The organism is Paenibacillus barengoltzii G22 (genome assembly GCF_000403375.2).
Classification (GTDB): Bacteria; Bacillota; Bacilli; order Paenibacillales; family Paenibacillaceae; genus Fontibacillus; species Fontibacillus barengoltzii.
The window spans coordinates 1,749,313-1,767,997 of record NZ_KE159652.1 but is presented as its reverse complement, the minus strand read 5'-3'; the positions used below and the strand labels follow the sequence as shown (position 1 = coordinate 1,767,997).

General features: G+C 54.3%; 20 protein-coding genes and 1 pseudogene. 19 read left to right on the top strand and 2 right to left on the bottom strand.

Translation table 11 applies throughout. The annotated features are described in order from the left end of the window. Positions 1-17 precede the first annotated feature (17 nt). The 14 genes and pseudogenes from C812_RS08245 to C812_RS08185 all read left to right on the top strand — a co-directional run bounded on the left by C812_RS08245 (position 18) and on the right by C812_RS08185 (position 13,346). Positions 18-824, top strand: coding sequence for an ABC transporter permease (locus tag C812_RS08245; protein WP_016312211.1), 807 nt, complete (start codon positions 18-20; stop codon positions 822-824). Positions 825-915: 91 nt separating this feature from the next. Continuing rightward, entirely contained in the window at positions 916-1,956 is a 1,041-nt protein-coding gene (locus tag C812_RS08240; RefSeq protein ID WP_016312210.1) for an ABC transporter substrate-binding protein, read from the top strand. Between the two features lie 99 nt (positions 1,957-2,055). Next, complete coding sequence (locus C812_RS08235) at positions 2,056-3,483, top strand: UbiD family decarboxylase (protein WP_016312209.1); 1,428 nt, start codon at positions 2,056-2,058, stop codon at positions 3,481-3,483. Positions 3,484-3,614: 131 nt separating this feature from the next. Further along, positions 3,615-4,397, top strand: a complete 783-nt coding sequence (locus tag C812_RS08230) for a LamB/YcsF family protein (RefSeq protein WP_016312208.1) — start codon at positions 3,615-3,617, stop codon at positions 4,395-4,397. 23 nt (positions 4,398-4,420) lie between these two features. Beyond that, positions 4,421-6,121 carry an FAD-binding protein gene (locus tag C812_RS08225; RefSeq protein ID WP_016312207.1) on the top strand — a complete coding sequence of 567 codons (1,701 nt, stop codon included), beginning with the start codon at positions 4,421-4,423 and terminating at the stop codon, positions 6,119-6,121. Positions 6,122-6,184: 63 nt separating this feature from the next. Continuing rightward, positions 6,185-6,496, top strand: coding sequence for a 2Fe-2S iron-sulfur cluster-binding protein (locus tag C812_RS08220; protein WP_016312206.1), 312 nt, complete (start codon positions 6,185-6,187; stop codon positions 6,494-6,496). Between the two features lie 33 nt (positions 6,497-6,529). Further along, positions 6,530-7,378 (top strand): FAD binding domain-containing protein, encoded by an 849-nt coding sequence (locus C812_RS08215; protein WP_016312205.1) that lies wholly within the window; start codon positions 6,530-6,532, stop codon positions 7,376-7,378. 21 nt (positions 7,379-7,399) lie between these two features. Then, positions 7,400-8,359, top strand: coding sequence for a type 2 periplasmic-binding domain-containing protein (locus tag C812_RS08210; protein ID WP_016312204.1), 960 nt, complete (start codon positions 7,400-7,402; stop codon positions 8,357-8,359). Between the two features lie 30 nt (positions 8,360-8,389). Next, complete coding sequence (locus tag C812_RS08205) at positions 8,390-8,887, top strand: (2Fe-2S)-binding protein (RefSeq protein WP_016312203.1); 498 nt, start codon at positions 8,390-8,392, stop codon at positions 8,885-8,887. Continuing rightward, positions 8,884-11,205, top strand: coding sequence for a xanthine dehydrogenase family protein molybdopterin-binding subunit (locus tag C812_RS08200; RefSeq protein WP_016312202.1), 2,322 nt, complete (start codon positions 8,884-8,886; stop codon positions 11,203-11,205). The genes C812_RS08205 and C812_RS08200 overlap by 4 nt, the downstream gene beginning before the upstream one ends. Then, a pseudogene (locus tag C812_RS23070) lies at positions 11,117-11,425 on the top strand (XdhC family protein); the annotation flags it as partial. The gene C812_RS08200 and the pseudogene C812_RS23070, both read left to right, overlap by 89 nt. Positions 11,426-11,641: 216 nt before the next feature. Beyond that, positions 11,642-12,376 (top strand): XdhC family protein, encoded by a 735-nt coding sequence (locus C812_RS22810; protein ID WP_244268282.1) that lies wholly within the window; start codon positions 11,642-11,644, stop codon positions 12,374-12,376. After that, positions 12,369-12,995, top strand: coding sequence for a nucleotidyltransferase family protein (locus tag C812_RS21485; protein ID WP_016312200.1), 627 nt, complete (start codon positions 12,369-12,371; stop codon positions 12,993-12,995). The genes C812_RS22810 and C812_RS21485 overlap by 8 nt, the downstream gene beginning before the upstream one ends. Before the next feature lie 60 nt (positions 12,996-13,055). Continuing rightward, complete coding sequence (locus tag C812_RS08185) at positions 13,056-13,346, top strand: hypothetical protein (protein ID WP_016312199.1); 291 nt, start codon at positions 13,056-13,058, stop codon at positions 13,344-13,346. Positions 13,347-13,425: 79 nt separating this feature from the next. On the opposite strand, the gene C812_RS08180 is transcribed toward C812_RS08185, so the two are convergent. Continuing rightward, positions 13,426-14,916: an MFS transporter gene (locus C812_RS08180; protein WP_016312198.1), complete on the bottom strand. Its 1,491-nt coding sequence runs from the start codon at positions 14,914-14,916 to the stop codon at positions 13,426-13,428. Positions 14,917-15,062: 146 nt separating this feature from the next. Here C812_RS08180 and C812_RS08175 point away from each other — a divergent pair, with 146 nt between their 5' ends. Next, entirely contained in the window at positions 15,063-15,512 is a 450-nt protein-coding gene (locus tag C812_RS08175; RefSeq protein ID WP_016312197.1) for a MarR family winged helix-turn-helix transcriptional regulator, read from the top strand. Positions 15,513-15,516: 4 nt separating this feature from the next. Continuing rightward, positions 15,517-16,032, top strand: coding sequence for a GNAT family N-acetyltransferase (locus tag C812_RS08170; RefSeq protein WP_016312196.1), 516 nt, complete (start codon positions 15,517-15,519; stop codon positions 16,030-16,032). Positions 16,033-16,301: 269 nt separating this feature from the next. On the opposite strand, the gene C812_RS08165 is transcribed toward C812_RS08170, so the two are convergent. Then, positions 16,302-16,862, bottom strand: coding sequence for a GNAT family N-acetyltransferase (locus C812_RS08165; protein WP_016312195.1), 561 nt, complete (start codon positions 16,860-16,862; stop codon positions 16,302-16,304). A gap of 150 nt (positions 16,863-17,012) precedes the next feature. Here C812_RS08165 and C812_RS08160 point away from each other — a divergent pair, with 150 nt between their 5' ends. From C812_RS08160 to C812_RS08150, 3 genes are read left to right on the top strand one after another with little or no spacing between them, the layout of a single operon-like run. Next, on the top strand, positions 17,013-17,444 hold the full coding sequence (locus C812_RS08160) for a DMT family transporter (RefSeq protein ID WP_016312194.1): 432 nt from the start codon (positions 17,013-17,015) through the stop codon (positions 17,442-17,444). Positions 17,445-17,478: 34 nt separating this feature from the next. Then, positions 17,479-18,177 carry a Crp/Fnr family transcriptional regulator gene (locus tag C812_RS08155; protein WP_016312193.1) on the top strand — a complete coding sequence of 233 codons (699 nt, stop codon included), beginning with the start codon at positions 17,479-17,481 and terminating at the stop codon, positions 18,175-18,177. Positions 18,178-18,191: 14 nt separating this feature from the next. Continuing rightward, positions 18,192-18,680 (top strand): DMT family transporter, encoded by a 489-nt coding sequence (locus tag C812_RS08150; protein ID WP_016312192.1) that lies wholly within the window; start codon positions 18,192-18,194, stop codon positions 18,678-18,680. Positions 18,681-18,685 lie beyond the last annotated feature (5 nt).

Below are 18,685 nucleotides of genomic sequence, written 5' to 3'. Positions count from 1 at the left end.
GAGGAGGAATCATCAATATGGCAGCAAAAACATCAACCCCATCGGAAAGCTCTCCTTCCCCTAAGGCAGGACGCGGGAATCGCAGCGCCACCGTATGGATCGGCAGATTGGTCGTATTTATCGTCATTATCGGATTATGGGAGCTGTTGTCGGGTACGGCATTTAATTCTTTTTGGCTAAGTAAGCCGTCCCTGATTGTGAAGCGAATTATCGACATGACCGCAAACGGGGATCTTTGGTTCCACATGAGCATTACGCTGCAGGAATCCATCGTAGGTCTTATCATCGGGATGCTTGGAGGTACTTTACTGGGGATTCTGCTTGCGTTCAGCGGGATATTTCAAAAATGGGTGTATCCGTACATCATGGCTTTGTACAGCTTGCCCCGGGTATCGCTGGCACCGCTCTTTATCGTTTGGTTTGGGATCGGAATGACCTCGAAGATTTTGATGGTTGTGGCAATGGTTATCTTCGTCGCTTTTTACAATGCTTATGAAGGTGTGCGGAACATCGACAAAGACTTAATGGATATGATGAGCACGTTTAAGGCGAAATGGACGCATAAGCTTCGCTGGGTTGTACTTCCATCGATTACGGTTTGGATTCTAACCAGCTTGCGGCTGAATATCGGCATGGCTCTGATCGGGTCAGTTATCGCTGAATTGGTTGGCTCCAATCGGGGGCTTGGATATTACATCACCTATTCGTCCAACATGCTGGATACGACAGGTATTTTTACAGGCCTTGTCCTCATCATGATTATCGCCGTTGTCTTGGAACAAATTATCGTTCAGGTTGAGCGGCGGCTACTGAAATATCGTTAAGGGCTGAACTCCAAATTATTTCACCCGATGAAATAAAAATGGAGCAACCATACATTTAGAAAGAAAGCGATTATTCAAGGAGGGGAATCACATGAAAAAAACAAAAATGCTCCTGGCAACGCTGCTGGTTCTGACGATGGCTTTGGTCAGCGCGTGCGGAAGCAACAACAATGCGGCTTCTGGAGGGAATAACGCTGGCGCGAACAATGCGGCAACAGGAAGCAATGAAGATGCTGGCAATGCTACTCAACCAGAAAACGTCAAAATTCGCGTAGGTCTGGTGGGCGGCGGCATGACGCCAATTATTGCGCAAATCGGGATTAATGATGGCTCTTACGAGAAAGCCGGAATTACGATCGAGAAGCAAAGCTTCACGTCCGGCGCGGATATGGTACAAGCCTTGGTTGGCGGCAGCTTGGACATCGTATTGGGTTCTTATGAACACGTCTTAAGACAGCAAAAGAACGGTCTGGGCGTGAAAGCTTACGGCGAAATTTACAATGGCGTAGGTTATTCGCTGGTTGTGAAGAACGATGCTCCGTATCAGAAGCTGGAAGATTTGAAGGGAACGACGCTGGCTGTAACCAAGGTTGGCAGTTTGTCCGACACAGGGTTGCGTGAAGGTTTGAAAGCAGCCAATATCGACCCGGACAAAGACGTACAAATCATCAATGGCGGCAGCGGCGCTACGATGCTGGCTGCCATTGAAAGCGGCAAAGCTGCTGGTGGTATGGTGTCCGAGCCAACGATTTCGCAAATGTTAGCTACCGGGAACTACCGGGTGCTGTATGACCCGCCGTATGATTTTGCCGGTATCACGGTTATGGCCAAAACGGAATGGGTTGAGAAAAATCAGGATGCGATGAAGCGATTCCTTCAAGTCAGCAATGAAGTGAATGAACGCGTGCAGAAGGATCCGGCCTCCGCAGTAGAAGCAATGCTGCAAGAGTTCGATCAAATTCCAGCCGACGTGATGGAAACGGCCGTTAAAAATCAGCTGGCGAAAGTGCCGGCAGGACTTAAAGTAACTGAGGAAGGCGCAAAAAACGTCACGAAGACGCAAATCGAAGCAGGCGTTCTTGAGAAAGAAATTCCGTTTGAAGATACGGTGGACCTTTCGTTGCTTCCTTAAGACATATTAGAATCGGGTGAACAACGCGCGCTTATACCGTGCGTTTTCGCCCGATTTATTTCACAACTGACGATATTAGAGAAAGAAGGCGATCCGCTCATGGCCAAAGATTTAAGAACCTATCTTGGACAATTAACGCAGTTTGATGCAAATAGCGTCAAGCTTGTCGACACGGAGGTTGATCCACGTTTTGGCATTACCGCGTATGCTGCGGCATTGGCGGAGAAAGGCGATTACCCGGCCTTGCTCTTCAATAAGGTGAAGGGCGCACAAATGGCGTGTATTTCCAATCTGCTGACCTCGTACGAGCGCGTCGCCCTCTATTTAGGATGTGAGGTCCAAGACATTCCACGGGTATATGGCGAGAAATTGCAGCAACCGATTGAACCCGTGGTCGTAGACCGCGCTGCTGCTACAGTGAAGGAAAACGTGATTGAAGAAGCAGACGTCGACCTGTCCAAACTGCCAATTCCCGTACACAACGAGATGGATGGCGGTCCATATTTATCGGCGGGTGTGATGATTATCCGCGATCCCGAATCCGGGCTGATTAATGCGGGGATCTATCGTCACCAAATTTTCAACGAACGCGACATGGGGGTGTGGTTCCTTGGAGCACACCACGGAGGATTGATTTACAAAAAGTATAAAAAACAAGGCAAGCCGGCTCCAATCGCAATTGCATTAGGCCATCATCCCGGATTCATCATGGGAGCGGTTTCCCGGGTTCAAGGGATCGGCGGGGAATACGAAGCGGCTGGCGCATTAATGGGCGAACCTCTGGAACTGGTGAAGGCGGATACGTCTGATCTGCTCGTCCCAGCGCATGCGGAGATCATTCTGGAAGGTGAGATTTTGCCGGATAACGATCATAGCGAAGGGCCGTTCGGCGAATGGCCGGGCCATTATCTCGGCGGAGGCTCGGTACCTACGATCCGCATCAAACGGATTACATACCGGAATCATGCGATCTTCCAAGATATTGTTGCATCGGGTCGAGAGCATTTGGTTGTGGGCGGAGTGCCGCGTTCAGGAAGTATTTATCACACGGTGAAAAAAATCGTGCCAGGTCTCAAAACGGTAAACGTTCCTTTCTATGCCCGCATGAACTGTTATTTGTCGATTCAGAAGGAAAAAGATGCGGACGTGAAAAAAGCGGCTTTTGCAGCGCTGAACACCGAGCCGGAGAATTTACGTCATATCGTCGTGGTGGACGAGGACATCGACGTGTTTAATGGGGAAGAGGTGGCTTGGGCGATTGGCACACGGTTTGATGCGGAGCGCGATTTGCTGGTCATCCCGCGTTGGAACGGTCCTGGTGGTTTACTTCCGACGAACTGGGAGTACAACGCCGAAGGCAAGAACACACCGCGCATGTCCAGCGCTGTAATCGTAGACGCCACCAAACCGGCTCCGCCAGTAATCTTTCCGAAACGCGCCGTTGTTCCAAAGGAACACGTCGAGTTGGCCGATTTGGCTTCGCTGCGCGAACTGTCGGCAGAAGAGAAAACCAACTGGCAAATCTAAAGCTTGTAGCCTCAACCGGCAAAAGACGGAGAAAATCGCTTCCGTTGTTCATTTTGCCGTTTGAGGCTGGTTTGTTTCATAGTTAATGCCATGAATTAATCCCATTAATGAATTGTGAGAGGAGCATCAGCATGAGTAATGTAGTGGATTTGAACTGTGATATGGGCGAGAGCTTTGGCGCTTATAAGCTGGGCAGAGACAGCGAAGTGTTGAAATTTGTGACTTCAGCAAATATCGCTTGCGGTTTCCATGCCGGCGACCCGGCGACGATGCGCAAGACCGTGAAGCTGGCATTGGACCATGGCGTGGCTTTAGGGGCACATCCAGGCTTGCAGGATTTGATTGGATTTGGCCGTCGCGATATGGATCTGTCTCCGCAAGAGGCTTATGACATCGCGGTGTATCAGATTGGTGCACTTTGGGGATTCGTTCGCGCGGAAGGGGCGAAGCTGCAGCATGTCAAAGCCCATGGTTCCTTCTACAACATGGCTGCGCGGAACGCCGGTTTGGCAGAAGCGATTGCAGAAGCGGTATATAAGATCGATCCCGAGTTGATCCTGTTTGGACTTGCCGGCAGCGAGCTGATTAAGGCCGGGAAAAAAATCGGGTTGCGTACCGCGAGTGAAGTCTTCTCCGACCGGACGTACCAATCCGACGGTTCACTCACCTCGCGCCGTTTGCCGGATGCTCTGATTACGGATGAGGAGCAATCGGTGAAACAAGTCATTCGGATGGTTGCCGAAGGCAAAGTCATGTCACAGCAGAACGTCGATGTGGATATCGAAGCGGATACGATTTGTATTCATGGTGACGGCATCCATGCCGTGGAGTTTGCTGAAAAAATCCGCACTTCATTAACGGCTGCGGGGATTACGGTGCAACCGGTAGGGATCACGCTGGCGCAACAAGCGTAAGCGCAGAAGGAGGAGACAACAGGATGGAACCATTACATTTACAGACGGATGTGTTGGTTGTCGGATCCGGAGCCGCCGGGTTGATGGCAGCCCGAGCGGCGGCCGATGAAGGCGCGCGCGTGATATTGACCGACAAGAGCTTAATCAGCCGGGGCGGAGCGACGATTTTGGCGCAGATGACCGTGGCGGTGGCATTGGGCGAAGCAGAAGAGGACAGCACGGAAATTCATTTTGAGGACACGATGAAGGGAAGCCGGGGCTTGGCTGATCCCAAAATCGTTCGCGCTGTCGTCGAACGGGGACCCGAGGTGATTCTCGAAGCGGAAGGTTACGGCGTCAAGTGGGCTCGTACGCCGGATGGCAAGCGTTCTCAGGCGTTTGCTCCAGGGCATTCCAAAGCCCGCTGCGTCTACGTGGATATTTTGAATACGGGCGGTGCTACAGCGGCCGGTTTAAAGAAGGCGATATGGAAGGATGAGAAGATCCAACGCCTGAAGAACGTGATGATCACGAAAGTTGTTGTTGAAAATGGACGGGCCGTTGGTGCCATCGGCTTCGAGATGGAGGAGTACCGCCCGATTAGTATCGCGGCTTCATCAGTCATTTTGGCTACAGGTGGATTAACGGAGGTCTTTGAGCGCAACAGTGCATCGGCGAACATGACCGGCGATGGATTCGTACTGGCAGCCGAGGCAGGTGCCGAAGTGCGCGATATGGAGATGGTGCAGTTCTTCCCGATCGCGCACCTATTCCCGCCGCTCGTTGGCATCGATCCAATCATGTGGGATCCGTTCCGCTATAAGCTGGGCGGTCGTTTGCTGAACGGGTTTAAAGAAGAATTTATGGATAAATACAACGGCGAAGTTGCCGGAAAATACACGGCGGCGCGTGACCAAACGACGCTGGCGATTTTCCGGGAGGTGGAGGCTGGCCGCGGCACGCCGCACGGCGGGGCGTATCTCGACTTCACGATGGTGCCGGAGGACAAGCTGAAGGAAGCGTTTGGCCCGGTCATCGATATTTTGCGGAATCAAGGCGTGGATTTGACCAAGGATATGGTGGAAGTAGCCCCAATGGCGCACTTTATGCTCGGCGGCGTACGCGTGGACGAAGCAATGCGCACAAGGGTACCGGGTCTGCTCGCATCGGGAGAGTTGATTTATGGTATGCATGGTGCTAATCGCTTATCCGGTAATGCCATCACCGAGGCGCTGGTCACCGGCCGCATCGCTGGTGAAACCGCCGCACGCGAGAAGGCTGATGCGCTGGATGAAGCTGCTGTACGCCAAGCCTTTGAGCGGGAGATGGAGCGGTTAACGCAATTTTGGCATCCTACTCCGGTTGAACGGGATTCCGCCTCGCTCCAAGCGTTTAAACGCAAGCTGCAGAAGGTGATGTGGAAGGGTGCCGGTCCGCTTCGTACGGAAAGCGGCTTGAAGGAAGCGTTGACGGAGCTTAAGGCGTTGGGCAGCGAGCTGGACCGCATCTCGTTGGCGAAGCCGGGCAAATTTGCGCTGTCCCTGTTCGAGAAGCTGGAAGCCGCGAACATGCTGAAAGTCAGCGAAGCGATTGTGCTTGGCGCACTGGAACGTAAAGAGACGCGCGGTGCCCATGTACGGTTGGATTACGACGACACGCTGAGCCAACCGTCCAGCTACAGCTATGTCTTAAATGAGGCAGGGGAATGGATTGTCACCGAGGTTCCGCTGCCGGCGGGCAGTTAACAGAGACGGACGAGATCAAACGAGCCGGCAAGACGGTTCCGAATGAAGGGAGAATAAGGAACAATGGCAACAGTGACTTTAAACGTAGTTCGCGGCGATGCAGATAGCGGCGCTTCCTTTGAGAAATACGAGGTTCCATTTCGTGACGGGATGAGCCTGCTGGATGCGATCTTTTGGATTCGGGAGCATGTCGACCCGTCCTTTTCGGTACGGTATTCCTGCCGTTCCGCCAACGCCTGCAAAGAATGCTCGGCGTTTGTGAATGGCAAACCTGGCTACTTGTGCAGCATTCGCGCTGTTCCGGGCAGTGAGGTTAAGATTGAGCCGCTGACCGGCCGTCCGTGGATCAAGGATTTGGCGACCGCCTTGGAGTAGACATCATCATATTTACATGAAGGAGGGGCAATTATGGCCTGGCTACAGCCCCGCAGTTTAGACGAAGCGCTTGAGCTGCTTCGGGAGCGGAATCCCCGCATCGTGTGCGGGGGAACCGATTTGTTCGTGAACGCGCAGCGCAAATCCTACGAGTCGGAGCACACCGACTGGCTCGATATCCGGCGCGTGCCGGAGCTGCAAGCGACCCGCCGCACCGAGGCGGGTCTTGAAATCGGCGCCGCGGTGACGGCCGCCGAGATTTGGGGCAGCGACACGTTTCGCGTCGTGCCCGCGCTGCAACAGGCCGCCCGCATCGTTGGCGGCTGGCAGATCCAAAACCGCGCATCGCTTGGCGGCAATGTGGCGAACGCCTCCCCGGCCGCCGATATGGTCGTTCCGCTCGTGGCTTACCGAGCGGAAGTCCGGCTGGCCGGGGCGGACGGCACTCGCAGCGTGCCGATCGCGGACTTCATCACCGGGCCGAAGGCGACCCAGCTCCGCGAACGTGAGCTGATCACGTCGCTGTTCATCCCGGCCCGGGTGCTCGAGGTGCCGCAGGTGTTTCTGCGGCACGATCAGCGTGCGGCCACCGATATCTCGATCGTCTCCGTCGCCTTGCTGCTGCAAGGCAAAGGCCATGAGATCGAGTGGGGGACGGCCGCCGTGGGCGCAGCCGCGCCGAAGCCGTTTACGCTGAGCGCGGAGGAAGAAAAGCGGTGGAGCGGCGAACTTACCGCCGCTAAGCTGGACGAGCTCAGCGCGTTGTACGTGCAGCACAGCTCGCCAATTACGGATGTGCGCGCCAGCGCGGAGTATCGCCGCGCCTTAGTAGGGACTTATATCAAGCGGGCCGCGAACGCTTTGCTACCGAACGGCCTGTAACGAAGGGGAGAGGAGCATCACATGGCAGGGACAACCTTAAAGATCGCCATGTCAGAGAGCGATCGTACCTTAAAATTGCTCAGCGGCGCCAAACCGCTGCCGGGCTTTAAGCTCGACGTGCAGCGGGAGTCGATTGAAGATATTTTTGTGAACCAAATTTCCCAGGCGTCGTATGACGTATCCGAACTGTCGCTGGCCTCCTACCTGATTGCCAAAGGCGGAGGAGATACGCGGTTAACGGCCATACCGGTATTTCTGTCCCGGTCATTCCGACATAATGCGATTTATGTCCGTTCGGACAGTCCATATACGCATCCTTCCGAGCTTAAAGGCAAGCGGTTCGGTTTTCCCGAATATCAAATGACCGCGGCTGTCTGGGTCCGGGGCATGTTCCGGCATGAATGGGGGATCGCCACTGACGAGATGGAATGGTTTACGTTCCGTCCAGAGCGGGTGCCGGTGAAGACACCGGCAACGCTGGTGGAGGGCGATATTTTTGAAGCGCTGGCGGAAGGGAAAGTGGATGCGATCATGACGGCCCGGCGCCCGCCGGCCAAGCTGTTCCCTGCTTCGGGCGAAGGCGGCGTGCTGCGCCGGTTAATCCCGGACGTATGGAACGTCGAGCGGGAGTATTACGGGCGTACGGGGATTTTCCCAATTATGCACTTGGTTTCACTGAAGGCAACCACCGTAGAGCAGTTCCCGGAACTGCCCAAGCAGCTGTATGAGCTGATGCGGGCGATCAAGGATGAAGGGATCGCGGAGTTGCTGGAGACGATTCGCAACGCCACCTCCAATCCGTTTGTCTGGGAATCGGCTGAAGCCTCGGCCAAGCTGATGAACGGGGATATGTGGCCTTACGGAGTTGCGGCGAACTGGCCGCAGATCGAGACGTTTATTTCTTATCTTCAGGAGGACGGCCTGCTGGACCGCAGCTTCACACCGCAGGAAGTGTTCCATGCCTCCGTCCAAAACACATAAGCATTTGTAAAAGGAAGAAGGTGCTGCCTCATGAACGGCGGACATAACCATAACCCTAACTCTAGTTTGACGTTAACGATTAACGGCGAGGACGTGACCTGGAACGGAGAGCCAACCGCTTCGCTGGCGGACGTCATCCGTGAAGGACAAGGCCTGACAGGGACAAAAATCGGCTGCCGCACCGGCGAATGCGGGGCTTGTACCGTGCTGCTGGACGGTCAACCGGTCGTCTCTTGCCTGGTGCCGGTCGCTTCCGCCCAAGGGCAATCGGTGGAAACGATCGAAGGCTTAGCCCGACATCCGGAATTCCGGGAGCTGGAGCAAGCGATGCAGGAGTATGGCGGCGTACAGTGCGGTTTTTGCACCCCGGGGATTATGATGTCCACTTGGGCCTGGCTGCAAAATCCCGATTTGTTCGGCGGCGACATCGGCGCGGCGCTGAAGAACAACCTGTGCCGCTGTACCGGTTATCGCGGCATCATGGAAGCAGCGGAGCACGTCCTGGCCTCGAAAGGAGCCGTGCGATGACGACAAACAGCCAACAGCAAGCTAGCAAATCGCAAGACGCCAAGGTCATGAACCCGGCTGACCCGAATCCTTCGGCTCGGCAAGGGAATCCGACGTTAAAGCAGAAGCCGCTGGATTTAAAGTCCAAGCTGGAAGGGCAGACCCGTTACTTGCACGATCTGAATTTTCCGGGGCAGCTAGTTGGCGCGATTTACCGCAGCCCATTGGCCCATGCGCGGATCAAACGGATTAACGTGGACAAAGCTCGCCAGGTGGAAGGCGTACTTGCTGTCATCACGGCAGACGACGTGCCTAACCATAAATATGGGCCGACCAAATTCAAAGACTGGAACATTCTCGCCCGCAATCGCGTGCTCTTCATCGGTGACGAAATCGCTGCTGTTGCGGCTGAGACGAAAGAAGCAGCCGAGCAAGCCTTGGCCTTGATTGAGGTGGAGCTAGAGCCTCTGGAAGGCGTATTTGACCCCGAAGCAGCGATGGCTCCTGGTGCTCCTCAGATTCATGAGGACGTAGAGCTGAACCGACCGATGAAGGTAGATGTTTCGCGCGGTGATGTGGAAGCTGGGAAGCAGAAGGCGGCCGTCGTCAAAGGCGGGCGTTACATCTCGAACCGCATTTATCAGGGGCATTTGGAGCCGGTTGGGGCGATCGCGCACTGGTCGGAGGAAGAGGGCATCACCATTTGGGCGCCTTCCCACATTCCGTATCGGGCGCGGGAAGCGTATGCGGCCGGGTTTGGCTTGCCGGAGGACAAGGTGCGGATTATCGTGCCGCCGATTGGGGGTTCTTTTGGCGCCAAATACGTTCTGAAGGTTCATGTGATCGCAGCCGCCTTGGCGATGGCGACAGGGCGGCATGTGAAAATCATTTTGGATCGGTATGAAGATATGATCACGGCCCATCCACGGGTTCCATTGACTTTTGACATTGAGATCGGGGCAGATGCGGAAGGGAATTTCGTGTATAAAGATCTGACGGTATATGCCGATGCGGGCGCGCGTGTCTATTGGAGCCCCAACGTCATTGCCACCGCCTGCACCCGGCCCGACAACATTTATCATTTCCATAATGTGAAGTCGACGGGGTACCTGGTGTACACCAACAATAGTCCAACGACATGTATGCGCGGGTTTGGCAATGCGGAGATGCTGTTTGCCGTGGAAAGCGTGATTGATGAGATTGCGCTGGAGCTGGGGATGGACCCGGCTGAGCTGCGTCTCAAAAATATTGTCCACGCCGGCGACACCACGCTGCACGGGTATCGTCTCGATACGTGTAATTTGGAGGCGTGCATCGAGAAGGTGAAGGAGCTGTCCGGTTGGGAGCGGAGAAACGAATTGCCGCCTTATCGGGGCCTTGGCCTGGCGGTGGCCAATCACGTCTCGGGCTTCCGTGCGATCGATCCGCGGTTTGACGGCTCAACGGCCGTGATCCGTGTGAAACCGGGCGGATTCGTGGAAGTGGAAACCGGCGAAATCGAGTTGGGTCAAGGGATGTCGATGACTTACGCTCGCATCGCGAGCCGCGTACTGGGGATTCCGGAAGACGGGATATTAGTGAAATCCGGGGATACCGGGCGGTATCCGTTTGGCATCGGTACACTGGCTTCCCGCAGTACGGTTATGGGCGGTAATGCGGTGCAAAAGGCGGCGGAAGCGCTGGTTGGCGAAATCGAGAAGCTGGCAGTTGAAGCGCTGGGCGAAGGCGCGGTATTTAAAGACGGCGTCGTTCAATATAGCGGTAAGACGTATTCCCTTGGCGATGTCGCCGATTGGTTCCGAGCCCGTCATGCTGGCGAGGAGCTTACGGTGAAGGAAAGTTATGTGCCGGATACCGAGCTGCCGGACGCCACCTATTTCGGGCATCCATCGCCAAACTATCCGTTTGCGGCGCATGTTGCCGAGGTCGAAGTGGATCCGGACACCGGCCGGACAAAGGTCGTCGGGTACTGGGCTGTACATGATTCCGGCATGATCATTCATGAAACGATGGCGAAGGGTCAAGTGCTGGGCGCCGTAGCCCAGGGCATCGGCTGGGTGACGATGGAGGACTTGATCGTCCAGGAAGGCAGAGTCATGAACCCTTCGATGATGGACTACCGCATGCCGGGGGCTAAGGATATGCCGGATGTTCAAGTGCATTTCGTGCAGGAAGCCGATCCGCATGGTCCGTTTGGGGCGAAGTCCCTAGGCGAAGTGGCGCTGGATCCGGTTCCGGGCGCGATTGCCAATGCAATCGCCCATGCCACCGGTCGGCGCGGTTATGTGCTGCCATTGTCGGCAGAACGCGTGTGGAAATCGTTGCAAGACGGGAGATGACATGAACATGGAGGAGCTCATGCTTGCGTTAGACGTCTGCCTGTCCGAACGTCGGGCGTGCGTTGTTGCCACAATTGTGGATGTGGACGGCTCCGCCTACCGCCGGGAAGGCGCCCGTTGCCTCATCCATGCGGATGGCGAGGTGACGGGCATTCTAAGCGGCGGCTGCATTGAGGAAGACTTGCGCGAGCATGCCCAAGAGGTGCTTCGCATCCTGGAGCCGCGCAAGCTGCTCTACGACTTCCGCATCGGAGAAGACGAGGTATGGGGCACCGGCCTCGGGTGCAACGGGGCGATCACGGTATGGCTCGAGCCGTTTGATCCGGTCCGCGCGCCGGACGCGGCGGCCCGGATCATCGGCGATCTGCGGCAGCGCGTAGAGACGCGCGAGCCGTATGTGGCGGCGACGGTGATCGGTTCCTCCGATCCCGCCGCCGTGCCGCCCGGCACGCGCCGTACGCTTGCCGGCGCGGCCGAAGCCGCCGGCCTGCTGGGCGCGGGCCGGCGGGCCGGGCTGGTGCGACGCACCGAGGGCAGTACGCAGCTGGAGCTGCTGCTGGAGCGGGTCGCACCTCGCCCGGAGCTGGTCATCGTCGGCGTTGGCGACGATGCGCGCTTGCTCTGCAGCCTGGCGCGCCGGCTGCAGTGGCGGGTGACCGTCGCGTACCATGCGACGGGGAAAGCGACGCGGGAGCGGTTTCCTGCAGCGGACGAGCTGCAGATTATCCCGCGCTTCGCGTTTGAGCAGGTCGACGTCCGCGGCAAATACGTCGTCGTCATGTCACATAACCTGGACCTGGATCGGGAGGCGGTCCACCGGATGCTCACCCCGGAGGTCAAGTATGTCGGCCTGGTTGGCTCCAGCTACCGGCTGAAGAAGATTTTGGAGCCGATACGTCAGCCTGGCGAGCCGGAACGCAAGATCGACCCTGCGTTGCGGGATAAGCTCTATTCGCCAGTAGGGCTGGACATCGGCGCGGAAACCCCTGAAGAGATTGCGATGAGCATCTTGGCAGAAATTACCGCAATCAAAAATGGACGCTTCGGCGGGTTCCTGCGTAATCGGAAAGGGGCCATCCGCGGGGAAGGAACTGACGCTTCATTGAACGCTTCGACTTCGAATCCATCATTTCTTGACGAACCTGCCTTTCCGGAGTCCTGCCGTGTCTAAGCGCAGAGCTGAGTCAGGAGATGTATGGGCGTTAATCCTCGCAGGCGGCGCTTCCAGGCGTATGGGCGAGCCGAAGCTGCTGCTGCCAGCACCGCGCGGAAATCTGCTGCAACAAACGATGCACCAGGTGTTGGCGGCAGGAAATGTTCAGATGGCGGTAATTACTGCGGAAGGCGGACCGCTTCGCCAAGAAGATACGGAGAATGTGCCGGCGGAATGGCTGACAACTTCGCAGGCCAAGCGGGGGCTTGGCGCCTCGCTGGCGGCTGGAGTCCGGCAGCTAGAGGCGCGTTATGCACCTGCAGCGATTCAAATCATCTTGGGCGATCAGCCGGAGATCTCGCCGGATGCGATACGGCAAGTGACGGAAGTGTTCATCCAAACCGGAGCCAAGATCGTGCAAGCGCGTTATGATGATCGACCGGCGCATCCCGTATTGTTTGCAGCACCGTTGTTCCCTGAGTTGACTAAGCTGGACGGTGACGTTGGGGCCAAAGAGCTGCTGCAGCAATACAGAGAGCAAATCGTTGAAGTGAAGATTTTCGGAAATGCCCCCCGTGATATCGACACGCCGGAGGAATATGCGAGATACCGAGAGTCAGCTTTTTCTAAAATTTGACTTCGCTGCTGCGACACGATACGCTTAGATCATCATTCTATTGCGTGAGGGGGACAGGACATGCCGCTGATCTATCACTTTGATCCGGAGCAAGTCCGAATTCGTGAAACGGTAAATGAAGAGGACGTAGAATTCGAGTTGACTTTCCTGCAGAACGAGTCGCTGTTCTCGAACATGCGGGAAGTGCAGAAAAAGTTCGAGGATAATGACGTATACACGGATGTCTTGTTCTACTTGAATCAGGATCAGGAGCGCCAATACCGGATCATCGTTCGTAAAGATTTTTATGATGATTTCCTGCTTGCCTTAATGAAATACCGCATTGTGAACAAGCTTGAGTGGGTGGACTAAGCTGATGCCAGTCCTATATATAGAAGCAAAAAATCCGTAAGGGTGTCATTCATACCTTTACGGATTTTTTGCTTGCAGCTTAGTGCGTCGAATGCACCCGTTCCCTCCATTGTGCTCGTTTTGCGGCCCAAAACCGCCAGCCGGTCAGAAGCGCGACGACGAGACAGATGGTGGCGGATGTCATAAACACCACACGCATGCCGGACAGGAACAAGTCGGGACGATCCGGTACCAATCCGGTGACGCGATGGCCCGCGCGACTGCTCATGACGCTAAATAAAGTTGTGGTCGCGACGGTAATGCCGACAACCATCCCCATATTGCGTACTAGCGAGTTGATGCTGCCGGCGATACCCAGCTGGGTTTTCGGGACCTTCGACATGATGAGCGAGTTATTGGGTGACTGGAATAAACCGTTGCCCAGGCCAAGCATCGCGATCCACACGCCCACCAGGGCCATCGAACTGGTGTCGTGTAAACGGGCCAGCCCGATTTGCGCGATTACCATGACGATGAGTCCGACGAAGGTCAGCAGCTCGGAGCCGATTTTATCGGACAATGCACCGCTCAGCGGGGCGACGATAACCATAACGATCGGGAACAGCATCATAAGGAACCCAGCATGAGAAGGCGAGAGGTTTAAGATGCTTTGCGTATAAAAGGGCGCGATGATATTAAAGCAGAAGTTGGCGACAAACACCAGGAAGCCGGCGAGAATACTTAAGCTGAACAACGGATTGCGGAATAACGTCAGTTGAAGCATCGGTGCTTCACTGCGTGTCTCGATCCACAGAAACACGAAGAACACGACAGCCGCCAGCACGAGCGCACCCACAATTCGGATGTCCTGATACCCGATCTGCTGGCCAAGCAGCAAACCGCTGAACAGTGCCAGAATAAAGACGGGGAACAGCGTGCTGCCCGCTTTATCGATTTTCACCTTCAGCTTGGTTCGGTCCGCCGGAAGCAGCTTCCAGCCGATGACAATCGCGATCAGGCCAACAGGAACGTTCACCCAGAAAATATATTCCCAGCCAAAGGCCGATACGATCACACCGCCAAGACTTGGGCCCGTGATACTGCCGAGCGACACGAAGGTTCCGGTGAAACCAAGCGCTTTGCCTCGTTCTGTGGCCGGGAAGATGTCGGTGACAATTCCCTGGCTGTTGGCCATGGTTAGCGAGGCCCCAAGCGCTTGCAGCAGCCGGGATCCAACAAGCAGCGGCAGGTTATGGCTAAAACCGCACAGCAGAGAGCCCACAGTAAAAATCACCATGCCCCATTTGAACACCTTGATTTTACCGACAATATCTCCAAGCTTTCCGAAGAACAGAATGGCCGCACAGCTCATCATCAAGTACGCAGAAACGATCCATTCCGCTTGAGCCACGGAAAGATGCAATTGTTTGGAGATCACAGGCAGAGCAATATTGACGATGCTGCCATCCAGCGTCGACATAAACGTAAATAAATTCAACACGATCAGAATCAACCAACGTTTCCGTTGAATGTCCGGATCATCCTGATAAGAAGTTGTGCGTAGGTCAGAACGTGGAGTCGTCATATCCATATCATTTCACACCTCTCTCTTCTCCATCCCAATTTGTTGCGTCTGCAACTATTTTAAGCAATCCCAGTGTACTCCAATTTAGTTGCGAGCGCAACTGATTTCAGTTAAAATTTTCATAAATGAGATTTGTAAAAGAGGTGCAGGTCATGAACTACCCTTCCGTTGGGAAACTGATCTCCTATCTGCAACGGATCAACCAGAAGGAAGTTACCGCCTTGTTGAAGCCGTACGGGATCGGCGGAGGCGGAAACCACAGTTATCTGCTTGCAATATTAGCGACACCCGGGTTAAATCAAGACCAGTTAACGCACTTGGTGAAGTTTGATAAGGCGACCACAACCCGCTCCGTAAAGCAGCTGGAGGAGGCCGGTTACATCGAACGGCGTGTGAATGAGCATGACCGACGGTCGATTTTGTGGTATCCGACGGAAAAGGGAAAGGCTTTCGAGCCTACGCTTCGGCAGATTTTAGCCGACTTTAACTTCCGACTGACGGCTGTGTTAACCGAGGAGGAAACAAAGCAACTCGAGGATTTACTTACGAAGATTTACGAGAGCAAGCTGAAAAACGACGAGAATCCTTCAAAAAGCAGGTGAACCCATGGATTTGCAGATTCGGACAGGACATCCCGAAGAATTCGACGAGATCATGGAAATGCTGCGGCGTTGCATTCAAGTGATGCAGGAAGGCGGCAGCGATCAATGGAATGAAAATTACCCGAACCGGGAAGTGTTAGCCGATGATTTACAGCGCGGGGTGTTGTTTGCTGCAGAAGCACAGGGGAAAATCGCTGCGATCGTCGTTTTAGATGAAGAACAAGACGATTTGTATGAGACGATTGAATGGAAAGATACCCAAGGCCCTCATTTAATCATGCACCGGTTGGCTGTGGACCCCCGGATGCAAGGGCAGGGCATCGCCCGCCGGATGGTTGAGTTCGCTGAAGCTTATGCCCGTGAGCAAGGTTACCGCAGTTTGCGGCTCGACACCTATGCCCGGAACACCGCCGCCTTAAAGCTATATCGCGGCCATAGTTATGAGCAGCGGGGCGAGGTGCGTTTTCCAGGGCGAATTGATGTTTTTCCCGTGTTTGAAAAGGTCCTGGAGACGTTGTGAATCCCTGATGGTGTAGAACAACGGTAAATCGTACAGTTAATTCTCATAATTTACGCCAATCAGGGCAATTAACTGTAAATCCTGCCTTTAATTTTGCCAATTTTCTCGAAAACACGGGGTTTGATCGAATTTAGCAGCACTTTTTGCAGTTAGTTCAAACAATAACGCCAGTTGGCAGGAAATTAACGGTATATTTTACTGTTATTGTACTATTCGCGTCCTGTTTCTCGCTCTAATCGCGCCCTGTTTGCGTCCTATTTACCCAGAAGTTACTGCCCGCGAAATGAACGCTGATGAAACGAAGTGATATCCTGAAACAGCGATTGACCGTCATCGGTCACGGTGAACTGATGATTAAGCGGGAGATACAGCGCCCGATACGGCTCGGGAACCCAGATATATTGATGGACGTAAGGTGTGGCAATAAATCCGCAATGGATCCAGAAGCGGAGGCGCTCCCGGTTCGTAACCGTGTCATCGGCTTCCGCTTCAATAATAATCGCCTCAGCGTGATGTTCAAACATGGCTAAGTTACGAATATCTGCGAAGAACTGAGTGCCAAAGCCTTGTCCTCTTACATCTTGACGCACGGCCATATAATCGAGGATCAATCGCTTGTGCCCCTGCTTGCCGCTCAGGCCGGTGACGCCCATCGCTACCGCTTCGCCGTCTAACAGTCCTGCGTGCAAGCTGGCGATCCCGCGATCCAGCATGCTCTGAAGCACCTTTACAGGCTTGGCACCGTGCGGGAATGCTTCGCGATAGATGGGTTCGAGCTTGTCCCACCAAACGTCATCCCATTGGTTTAAGGTTGTGAATGTCCATTGCATTTTGGGCCCTCCATTTTGGATGTACGGATTCTTCTATTTTATCCTTCCACCGGCATTCAGGACATATGTCCTTTCCAAACGGCAGAAGATATCCTTTAATTAGGTATTGATATAAAGGATCGCGAAGATTCGAGAACGAGGAGAGAGACGATGAGGGGTTTGTTATTTGCGTTTTTGGCCGGGGCGTTCATCACCTTGCAAGGGGTGGCCAATACAAGAATCAGCGGCGAGATCGGCACATGGCCGGCGGCAGCGTTGACTCAATTTACCGGTTTTGTCGCGGCTTTGCTGATTTGGCTGATGGTTCGTGACGGGGGGCTGAACGACTTGCGCAAGGTGAAGCCGCTGTATATCAGCGGCGGGGCCTGGGCAGCGATTATTATTTTTAGCAACGTCACGGCGATCCAGCAGGTTGGAGTCACTTTGACGATCTCAGCGGTTTTGATTGCCCAGTTGTGCATCACCTTTCTGATTGATAGCCTAGGTTGGTTTGGTGTACCGAAGCAAAAAATGCGGCTACCGCAGTTTATCGGGATCGGCTTGATGATTGCAGGAGTAATTATTCTTAAATTTAACGGATGAGTGAATGGCCCAAGCCTCAAGGAGGAGAACGGATATGAAAGAAGTGGCAGACCCGGACCTGCTAAATGACTATATCGAATCGTATGGACTTCAGAAGGTATTTCCCAAAGCGTTGCTGCCTTATCTGACACTTCACGGGTTTGACCAAGGAGAGCTAATTTGCACGCAAGGCGAGCCATCGCATACCATGTACGTGCTGGTTCGGGGGAAGATCAAAATTTATAACACCTCTCCGGAAGGCCGTACGCTGGTCATTTCTTTTAAGAATCCGCTGGAGATCATCGGGGATGTCGAATACATTCGGGACGGGGATATCATCAATACCGTTGAGGCTGTGTCCCCGGTTCACATGATCGGGGTAGAGTACCGTTGGCTGCGGAAATACGGTGCGGATCATTCTCCGCTGCTAAATTTTTTGCTGGACATTATCACCAAGAAGTTCTATATGAAATCCAGTTCGATGAGCTTTAATCTGCTGTATCCGGTGGAGATCCGCCTGGCGAGTTATCTCTTGTCTGTTTCTTTCGACGAAGCGGATGCGCGGTTTCAGGGGAAGCTCGGCACCGCCGATTTGGCCGATGCGGCTAATTTGATCGGCACCAGCTATCGCCATTTGAACCGGGTGCTGCAGAAATTTGCGGCGCTTGGTTTGATCGAGCGAAGCCGCGAGGGCATCACGGTGAAGGATCGGGAAGGGCTTCGCAATCTGGCGAGCCGAAATATTTACGAATAGGGGGACGGAGAGACGTGCTGTTAGGAATATTGTTCGCATTAACTGCCGGAGCGTTGGTGGGGATGCAAAACGTGTTTAATACGAAGGTGAATGAGCAGACCGGCAATTGGACGACGACGACGCTGGTGTTAGGTCTGGGGTTTGCCGCCTCCTTTGTCATTGGACTGATCGTTGAAGGAAAAGAAATGTTTACGTCATTCCCCGGGATGCCGGTTTGGTTCTGGTTCAGCGGCTTGATTGGGGTGGGCGTTGTTACTTGCATGGTACAGGGTGTCAAACTGTTGGGGCCAACATATGCTGTAGCCATCGTGATGACTTCGGAGTTAGGATTTGCCTTGTTGTTTGATTCGCTAGGCTGGCTCGGCTTGCAGAAGGTTCCGTTTACGCTGAATCAATTGATCGGCGTGTTAGTGATTGTCGGCGGCATCTTCGTGTTTAAACTGGGCGGGGGAAGCGAAAGCGAGAAGGAAAGCTCTGTTCGGAAGAGAGAAGCTTTGAATTAAGCATG